Below are 7294 nucleotides of genomic sequence, written 5' to 3'. Positions count from 1 at the left end.
ACCAGCAGGTGCGGCATCTTGGCCATGTTGGCGACCAGGTAGCCGCCCTCGACGTCCTTGCCCAGACCGACGGTCATCGGGTGGTGGTCGTTGCGGGCGGTCGGGCTGCGCAGCACGTCGCCGAGCGAGACGATCTCCTTGTCGGCGTTCGGGATCTCGATGCCGATCGCCGACTTGCCGGGGATCGGCGACAGGATCCGGACGTCGGCCGAGGCGACCGCGTAGGCGATGTTCTTGCCGAGCGCGGTGACCTTCTCGACCTTGACGCCGGGGCCGAGCTCGACCTCGTAGCGGGTCACGGTCGGGCCGCGCATGTAGCCGGTGACGGTGGCGTCGATGTCGAACTGGCGCAGCACCTCGGTGAGCCGTCCCACCACCGCGTCGGAGGCCTGGGTGCGGGCCTTCGGCACCGAACCGGCCTTCAACACCATCGGTTCGGGCAGCACGTACTGGACGTCGCCGCTGAGCTGCAACTGCTCGGCGACGGCCGGCTGGTGGCTGTGTTCGGGAGCGGGCAGCTCGGCCGGCTCGTCGACCTGCGGTGCCGGCGCCTTGCCCGCGGTGACGGGCTGCGGCATCGCCGGTTCGAGGTCGGGCTCGTCGGCGGGCCAGTGCTCGATCTCGGCGGGCTCGATGTCACCCACCAGCGGCGTGTCGTAGGCCTCGTCGACGCCGTATTTCAGTTCGGGCGCCGGGGCCGGCTCGGGCTTGGCCGGCAGCTTCGCCTTGAACTCGGCGAACCGGGTGGCGAGCTCGTGCAGCGGGATGCCGACGATCACCAGGATGCCGAACAGCATCAGCAGGATCAGCAGCGGCACCGCCACCCAGACGGTGACCAGGTCGGCGACGATGGTGGAAGCGATGAAACCGAGCGCTCCCCCGGCGGCACGGACGGCTTCGGCGTCCGGGAAGCGGGGCATGCCCTTGGAGATGTGGATCAGCCCGAGCAGGCCGAGCAGGGCGCTGCCCCAGCCGACGACCTGCCGGCCGGCTGGTCCGTTGTGGTCGGGATGGCGCAGGGTGCGCCAGGCCATGGCCAGCGCGAACAGCGGCAGCGCCACGCTGAGGGTGCCGAACACGGTGCTGACGCCGATGTGGATCCAGCGACCGAACGTGCCGGGGATGCCGAACCAGAACTCGGCGGCGATCAGGACGGCGAGTCCGATCAGGGCCAGGCCGGCACCGTCGCGGCGCAGCGCAGGATCGAGATCGCGGGCCCCGTGCCCGATGCCGCGGGCCAGTGCACCGGCGCCTCGGGCGAGTCCGTTCCAGATCGCTGCGATGCCGCGTCCCAGCGCAGGGAAGAACCCCGAACGCTGCTTCGGCTTGGAGCGCCCGCGCGAAGACGAGCGGGCCGGTGGTTTCTTGCTTCCGGACGACCGCGGTGCGGAACTGCGCGTGGCGCTGTTACGAGACCGCGATGGGGAAGACGCGCGGGTCGCCATGGTCGCCACCCTAGGACATCGGGTGCCGGACGCACAGCTTCCACGCCGGTTGGCGCCGGCGGGTGCCAGAGGCTGCGAACAAAGATCCGGATCGGGATGGTCTGTTCCGGCCCGATCCGGATCCTTGTCTGCCAGCGCCTGGGGACCCCGGCTGCAAGCGAACGAGGATCGGGATCGGGCACGGCTGACGGTGCCCGATCCCGATCGCTATTCCACCTCGCGAGAATCAGGCGGCGGCAAGCAGGCACCGGTCGCTCAGCAGCGCTATGACCTGGCGCTGAAGACTCACGTCCCAGAGCGCTTCCACGTGGGTCAGCCGGTTGACGGTGTGGCTGGCGGCGAACGGCAGCCGGGCGGAGGCGTCTGCCACCACCACGTCGCCTTCGCCCTCACGTAGCGCCGGCGTGAGCAGAGCCAACCGGTCGAGTACGCCCACGACTTCGGACAATCCGCGAGTGCGCGCCAGCCTGGCCGGGGCCGACGCCCTGCCGTCCGCCGGGACCGGGCCGAGCAACGTGCAGATACGCCGTAGATCGGCGCTGATGCCACCGAAGGTGTGCCACGGCACGCGGGTCGGCGCGGGGCGACGGGCGAGGGCGCGCAGGGTCGGGCTGCCCGGCGCCAGTTCGGCCACCGCCGGGGAGGCCGAGAGCGAGCAGAGCGCGGCGAGCACCGCCGGACGAAGACCCAACGACGCCACCGCGGACTGTAGCCGCCGGGCGGTCCGGTCCACGCCGATCGCCAGGGCCGCCAGACCGGAACCCTGGTGCGGGGTGTGCAGGGTGATCACCTGGCTCAACCGATCGACGACGCCGCGGAGCCGGGGCTCGTTGCCGGAGCGGTCGACCAGCAGCCGGGCCAACAGCCCGCCGCGACTGTGCGCCACGATCGCCAGCGGTAACCGGCGCAGCCGCGAGTGATGGCTCAGCGGTCCTGCGGCGATCTCGATCAGCTGCTCGAGGTTCGGCGCCAGGAGGCCGTCGGGCGCGGTCTGCTCATAGCTCAGGGTGCTGAAACCCGAAGCCAGCAGCGCCTCGCGCCAGCTCCGCTGCCCGGACGGCGCGGCCGCCATGCTGGCCAGGCCGCCTCGGAAGCCGTGCAGCAGGAGAACCAACGGCACCCCGGGCGTCAGTGGGCCGTCCAGCTGGGCCCAACTGCCGTCCGGCAGCCGCAATCGTCGGGCGGCCTCACCAACGCGAGGTGCGGGCTGGGCGGTCATCGTGGACTCCTTCTGGGGTTGTCAGGAAGGAGGCGGAAGTGGGTGCGCTGATACCTACTTGGCGCGCGAGAAGGGGTCTCGACAAGCCCGACCAACGGTGATTGAGCTTGTCGAAATCGGGTGCGGAAGGGTCTCGACAAGCTCGACCAGCGGTGGCCGGGATGGCCAAGGGCTCAGAAGTGACGCCAGCCGACGATGTCGCCCTCCCAGGGCGCGCCGTCGACGGTGACCGTGGGGTCGCCGTCCGAGACGGTGCCGATCACCCGCCAGCCGTCCGGCACCTCGGACGCGGCGAAGGTGGCCAACAGGGCGTGATCGTCGCCGCCGGTGAGGATGAAGGTGAGCGGGTCCCCTCCCCCGACCGCGGCAGCCACCACGCTCTGCGGCTCGGCGACGTCCAGCTTCGAGGTGTCCACATCGATGGCCACCCCGGACGCCTCGGCGAGGTGGCCCAGGTCGGCGAGCAGTCCGTCGGAGCAGTCGATCATCGCGGACGCCCCCGCCTGTTGCGCGACGATGCCCTGACCGTAGGGAGGTTCGGGCACCCGATGCGCGACCACGACGGCACGCGGTGAACGGAAGCCGCGGTTCAGCACGGTCAGCCCGGCGGCCGCCCAGCCGAGCCGTCCACACACGGCGACCACGTCGCCGGGGCGAGCGCCGGAACGGGTCACCGGCGGGCGTCCCTGAAGGTCACCGAACACGGTTGCGGACACGGTGATGTCGCGGCCCCGGGTGAGGTCGCCGCCGAGCAGCAGCGCACCGGACAGTTCGCACTCCTGGCGGACGCCGGCCTGGAAGCCCTCGACCCAGGAGATCTCCAGTTCGGCCGGAATGGTCAGTGCCAGCACCACGCCGATCGGACGCGCCGCCATCGCCTCCAGGTCGGCGACCGCGGCCGCGACCGCCTTGCGTCCGACATCCTCGGGAGCCGACCAGCTGCGGCGGAAGTGGACGTTCTCGACCATGGTGTCGGTGGAGACCGCGACGTCGCCGTCCGCGGCGAACACCGCGCAGTCGTCGCCGGGGCCGACCCGGACCGCAGGTCCGGTCGGCAATCCCGCGGTGATCGAGCCGATCAGATCGAATTCGGAAGTCTCGGCAACCGTGCGTCCCGCCATGGGAGTTGAGCTTAGGACCTCGGTGGTGGAAGCATCCCTGGGTGCCCAAGGAAGCGGTCCGTTAGTGTCCGAGATCAGTAGCAAACAGGCGTTGGCCGCGGCGTCCGCCGCCTATATCACCTGGGGATTCCTGCCGCCGTTCCTCGCCGCGCTGCAACCGGCCAGCCCGTTGGAGATCCTGGCGCACCGGATCGTCTGGTCGTTCGTGCTGGTGCTGCTCGCCCTGCTCCTGCTGCGCGGCGGCTGGAGTTGGCTGCGCAGTTCGGTGTTCACCCGGCGGGCGCTGCCCAGCCTGCTGGCGGCGTCCGCACTGATCGGGACGAACTGGCTGATCTACATCTGGGCGGTGAACAACCAGCACGTGGTCGAGGCGTCGCTGGGGTACTTCATCAACCCGTTGGTGATCGTGCTGCTCGGCGTGCTGTTGTTCGGTGAACGGCTGAGTCGCGGCGCCCAGATCGGCGGCGCGATCGTGCTGGTCGGCGTGCTGATCATCGCGGCGGGCAGTTGGCAGGGGCTGGGCATCTCACTCGCCCTGGCTGTCAGCTTCGGACTGTACGGGGTGGTGAAGAAGCGGTCCCAGCTGACCGCTCTCCAGGGACTGCTGGTCGAATCGGCCTTCCTGACCCCGCTGGCGCTGCCCTATCTGCTCTGGCTGGGACCGGCCGGCCAGTTCGGGCACAACACCGGCCTCACCGTCCTGCTGGTGATGGCCGGCGCGGTCACTGCGCTGCCGCTGTGGTTCTTCGCGGTGGCCGCTCCGCGGTTGCAGTTCGGGGTGTTGGGGGTGCTGCAGTACGTCTCGCCCACCATTCAGTTCCTGCTCGGCATCACCTTCTTCGGCGAGCACGTCAGTCTCAGCTACTGGATCGGCCTGGTCGGGGTGTGGATCGGCTCGGTGATCTATCTGGTGATGACGATTCGCAGCCATCAGCAGCCCGAAGCACTCGAACCGACGTAAGGAAGCGCTGATCAATGCTGTTCCGAGCGAGGACGTGCTCGGCGGGATGAGCTGGGACCCCCACATCTTGTGGCCGTATCGGGTCATACGGCGCAAGAGGTGGGAGTTCCAGATCGCCCGCCGAGTGCGCCGCAGCCGGGACATGATTGATCAGCGTTTCCTTCACGCCCGCTACAGCCAGCCGTTCTCCCTGGCCAGCCGGGCAGCCTCCACCTTGTTGCGGGTACCGGTCTTGCCGATCGCGCTGGACAGGTAGTTCCGCACCGTGGCGGCCGACAGGTGCAGCCGGGCGGCGATGTCGGCGATGGTCGAGCCGTCCTCGGCGGCGGCCAGCACGCCGCGTTCGCGTTCGGTCAATGGGCTGGACGCGTCGCGCAACGCATGCCGGGCCAGCTCCGGATCGACCACCGTGCCGCCGTCGACCACGCTGCGGATGGCGTCCGCCAACGACTCGACCGGCCCGTCCTTGGCCAGGAAGCCGCGGGCGCCGGCCGCCATCGCGCGTTGCACGTAGCCCGGCCGGGCGAAGGTGGTCAGGATCAGCACCCGGCACTGCGGCAGCTCGCGGGCCAGGTCGGCGGCGGCGTCCAGCCCGCTGCGTCCGGGGAGTTCGATGTCGAGCAGGGCCACGTCGGGCCGCACCCGCAGCGCCTCGGGCACGATCTCGGTGCCGTCGGCGACCTGGGCGACGACGGCCAGGTCGTCCTCCAGGTCGAGCAGCACAGCCAGTGCACCGCGCATCATCGCCTGGTCCTCGGCCAGCAGAATCCGGATCGTCGGCTCAGTCGGCATCGGGCACCCACGCGATCAGGGTGAACCCGGCGGTGCCGGGCCGGGTCTCCAGACCACCGCCGGCCGCCTGCAACCGGCGGCGCAGCCCGGCCAGCCCGCCCAGGCCGTCCGCGCGCTCGCCGAGGTGTCCGACGCCGTCATCGGCGATGCTGAGCCGCACCATGCCGTCGGCGCGGCCCAGTTCGATCCGGCACCGGCTGGCGCCCGAATGTCGCAGCACGTTGGTGACTCCTTCTCGTAGCGCCCAGGCCAGCGGCTCACCCAGCTTGGGATCGACGGCGAACTCCGGCGATGCGGTGACGGCGATACCGGCGGCGCTCAGCACGTCCCGGGCCGCGGCCAACTCGGTCTCCACACTCGGTGCGGCGGCGTCATGGACGACCTCGCGCACCCTGGTCAACGCCGAGCGTCCGACCGATTCGATGTCACCGGCGTGTTCGGCGGCCGCCGCCGGATCGACCGCGAGCAGCCTGCGCACCGCGGCTGCCTTGACCACGATCACCGACAAGGTGTGGCCGAGCACGTCGTGCAGGTCGCGCGCCACCCGTTCGCGTTCCTGGGCGACGGCGGCGGCCGCCAACTGCTCACGGGTGCGTCGCAGTTCGCGGTTGGTGATCAGCAGCCGATTCAGCACGGCCGCCGTGGTACCGGTCAGCGCGACTACGAACACCCTGGTCAGCGCCTGTTCCATAGCCGGATCGAAACGGTACTGCAGGTAGGCGGCGACCACGGCGGTGAGTGGGATGGTGGCCCAGACGACACGCACCGGCAGCGCCAGCCCGGCGACCATGGCCACCAGCAGCCAGGCCGGCGCCCAGCCGTTCCAGAGCAGTGACCCGGCGGTGACCGCCAGCGCGGCCAGCAACCAGGCCGCCATCGAGGGCCGGGTCGGGTCGGGCCAGCTGAGCAACACGCCGGCGACAGCGCCCGCCGCGGCCAGCAGCACCAGCGCGATCCCGCCCAGCCGGACGGGTGCCGCCGGCAGGTTGAGCAGCGGCGCCAGCAGCAGCACCGGCACCCAGATCAGTACCGCCGCATTGCGCGGCAGTACCGAGTCGGGGCCTCTCACGGGCCTCACGCTACGCGGACGGCGCGCTCGTGGCCGACGGCGACTCGGCTCAGCGCCGGGACCGGACGCCGACCGCGATCACGACGGCCCCCACCAGGGAGTGCAGGCCGATCAGCGACCACATCGCGGCGGTGTTCGTCGCCATCACGGCGCCCGCGTAGGACAGCGCCAGCACGACCAGCGCGGTGATCGTCCAGATGGTCCGTGCCCTCGAGGTGAACCGCTCCAGCACTCGCAGCGCGAGCAGTCCGATCAGGCCGGCGCCGAGCGCGGTCAGTCCGACGTCCAGGGCACCGATCTGCTTGACGCTGCCGCCCATGTCGGCGGACAGATCGACGCCGCCGAGCGGCACCAGCGTCGTCCACAACACGAGCGCGCAGACGACGGCCGCCCCGGCGCCGACCAGTTCGGTGGACCAGGGGGCCCGGCTGCGGCTGGTGGCGGTCTGCGGGGCGAGTTCGGTGGTGTTCATGATCGATCTCCTTCACGGCCGGGACGAGTTCTTCGGCCTGTCTTCACGCTAGGCAACCGACCCCGCCGCGCCGCAGGGTGCGGTGTCACGGATCCGATGGGACAGATGTCACATGGGCACGAACGAGTGGACGGACGTGAGCCGAAGAGAGGGCGTCGAGGCCGACCGTGGTGGGACGAAAGAACCGTCCCTCACGTCCCACCGATGGGACGAAA

General features: G+C 70.7%; 7 protein-coding genes. 1 reads left to right on the top strand and 6 read right to left on the bottom strand.

Annotated features, from left to right (window positions below; translation table 11 throughout):
• The 3 genes from Q0066_RS12685 to Q0066_RS12675 all read right to left on the bottom strand — a co-directional run.
• A partial coding sequence (locus tag Q0066_RS12685) for a DNA translocase FtsK 4TM domain-containing protein (RefSeq protein WP_298133429.1) occupies positions 1 to 1445 on the bottom strand: 1445 nt, incomplete at its 3' end.
• A gap of 226 nt (positions 1446 to 1671) precedes the next feature.
• Entirely contained in the window at positions 1672 to 2664 is a 993-nt protein-coding gene (locus Q0066_RS12680; protein ID WP_298133427.1) for a hypothetical protein, read from the bottom strand.
• Positions 2665 to 2837: 173 nt separating this feature from the next.
• Positions 2838 to 3785 carry a thiamine-phosphate kinase gene (locus Q0066_RS12675; protein WP_298133426.1) on the bottom strand — a complete coding sequence of 316 codons (948 nt, stop codon included), beginning with the start codon at positions 3783 to 3785 and terminating at the stop codon, positions 2838 to 2840.
• A 64-nt stretch (positions 3786 to 3849) separates the two neighbouring features.
• Between Q0066_RS12675 and rarD the strand changes: the two genes are divergently transcribed.
• Positions 3850 to 4746, top strand: a complete 897-nt coding sequence (gene rarD / locus Q0066_RS12670) for an EamA family transporter RarD (RefSeq protein ID WP_298133425.1) — start codon at positions 3850 to 3852, stop codon at positions 4744 to 4746.
• 171 nt (positions 4747 to 4917) lie between these two features.
• Here the strand turns inward: rarD and Q0066_RS12665 are convergent, their stop codons facing one another.
• The 3 genes from Q0066_RS12665 to Q0066_RS12655 are packed head-to-tail and all read right to left on the bottom strand — an operon-like array spanning position 4918 to position 7079.
• Positions 4918 to 5538, bottom strand: coding sequence for a response regulator transcription factor (locus Q0066_RS12665; RefSeq protein ID WP_298133423.1), 621 nt, complete (start codon positions 5536 to 5538; stop codon positions 4918 to 4920).
• The gene (locus Q0066_RS12660; RefSeq protein ID WP_298133421.1) at positions 5528 to 6607 is read right to left on the bottom strand and encodes a histidine kinase; all 1080 of its coding nucleotides are present in this window, start codon (positions 6605 to 6607) and stop codon (positions 5528 to 5530) included. The genes Q0066_RS12665 and Q0066_RS12660 overlap by 11 nt, the downstream gene beginning before the upstream one ends.
• A gap of 49 nt (positions 6608 to 6656) precedes the next feature.
• Positions 6657 to 7079 (bottom strand): DUF6069 family protein, encoded by a 423-nt coding sequence (locus Q0066_RS12655; protein ID WP_298133419.1) that lies wholly within the window; start codon positions 7077 to 7079, stop codon positions 6657 to 6659.
• Between the last annotated feature and the right edge of the window lie 215 nt (positions 7080 to 7294).

This window comes from Micropruina sp., assembly GCF_027492755.1.
In the GTDB taxonomy this organism is placed as follows: Bacteria; Actinomycetota; Actinomycetes; order Propionibacteriales; family Propionibacteriaceae; genus Micropruina.
This window is presented reverse-complemented; position numbering and strand designations above follow the sequence as displayed.